Consider the following 1623-nt stretch of genomic DNA (forward strand, 5'->3'; position numbering starts at 1 on the left):
AGTGGGACATTAAGGTCTCCCTGAAAACAAATGATGTCATTTCTGGATTTGGCTGATCGTGGAGCAAAAAATAGAGCGGGTGCTGCGGCACTCGCTCTTTTCCGTTTTCAGTGTATTGATATAGATGCAAAGGCAACTGTGCGATTGCTTCCGACAATACTCTTACACAGGCGTACACAACAGTATGCTGCATGGCACTTCGGTCATCCACTCGTTTGCCGCTGTGCGCTCGTCCAAAAAAGTAGGTGTAGGACGGGCTGTCGTAGCTGTTCTGGGGCTTATCGCGGCTTTTGAAAAGTCCTTTGAAAATGCTCATGGGGATCACGCTCCTTTCAGGATTGAATTTTTCGGTGAGATGTGATATAATATAGTAAATCTGGGTATTAGATTTAGCTAAGTTGTAATTTTTATAAAAAGGATGTGCAATATGATATATTTAGACGCTAACGCCATTTATTGGTATTATGGTAGGGATATGTTGCATTTACCTCTAAGTGATCCTAACCTTGATGTAAATAAACTATGTAATTATTTAGATATCCGTACTGATTTGAGTTTACCTGCTTCTGTGCTTATGGAGATAGTTGTCCATTTTAGAGATTATCCGGATGATATAAAGAACATTCTTTCATTCATAAAAGATAAAAATATAAAGGTTCTGAATAATTTACCTAATCACTGCTTTACATCGGACGAACTAACCATTCTACAATTATGTGCATCAAGAGATACACTAAAAAAATATGCGTATAAATTGCTTGATGTAAAGATAGAAATAGAGATTCGACACGCATATGTGTTCCTTCAAACAATCAGCTTATTGTATGCGGATTATTACCTTAAATCTATTTCTTCATTAACTGATGATATCAGGGGAAACGTCTTGCACTATTTAGGCAATGATTTTTTAAATGAAATGAAAGAAGACCACACCTCACAATTAACTAAATCTCTTAAAGACGGGTATGCGGATAATAATAAATCACAGCAATATTTAAAGAAAAAATATATGGAATTGCTTGTTCAAAACTGTGTTATTTTTCAAATGATTATTGACACGGTGACGAAGTTCTTGGAAAATGAACAAGATTTATACACGGTAATGTGTAATTCAGCTCAAAAAGCACGCAATAGTGGTTTTGATGAAGACCACATAATGAGAATTGTTGTTGACGCTCTTGCTACTGACTCTACTTTTCTACAGGAAGCTAAAACAAGAATCCCTGATATTTTCAGGGAAAAGGGATATACAAAGCATCAAGCTAAATACATAAAAACACTTCTTAGTGCTTGGTTAGAACGGGGTCAGAAACTCAAAAAGAACGATATCTTTGATATGCTTTATGTTGGCTCTGTTGACAAGCAAGTTGTAAATAGAAAGAAGAGTATTATATTTGATCAAAATTCATACCTTCTTTCTTTTGATTCGGCTGTGCTAAGCTTTATTTGTGAAGATGAGTGGAATAAACACTTGTTAAATAAGTTCTTGCTATCTAATCGTTAATCTTAAACAATCATTTTCCAAATTTACAATAATTATAAAACTAACAACTCCCTCTCATCATAAACACTCGCCCCAGAATCACCCAATCCACAGCGAATTGCACGGTCAAGAGCCATAAT

General features: G+C 35.6%; 2 protein-coding genes. One reads left to right on the top strand and one right to left on the bottom strand.

Translation table 11 applies throughout. The features are described 5' to 3' along the window. Positions 1 to 316: phage portal protein (locus tag RUMCAL_RS11375; RefSeq protein WP_040648086.1), on the bottom strand; the 316-nt coding region annotated here is incomplete at its 3' end. A gap of 111 nt (positions 317 to 427) precedes the next feature. Here RUMCAL_RS11375 and RUMCAL_RS11380 point away from each other — a divergent pair. Continuing rightward, positions 428 to 1504, top strand: a complete 1077-nt coding sequence (locus tag RUMCAL_RS11380; protein ID WP_021683039.1) for a hypothetical protein — start codon at positions 428 to 430, stop codon at positions 1502 to 1504. Positions 1505 to 1623: the final 119 nt, after the last annotated feature.

This window comes from Ruminococcus callidus ATCC 27760, assembly GCF_000468015.1.
GTDB lineage: Bacteria > Bacillota > Clostridia > Oscillospirales > Ruminococcaceae > Ruminococcus_C > Ruminococcus_C callidus.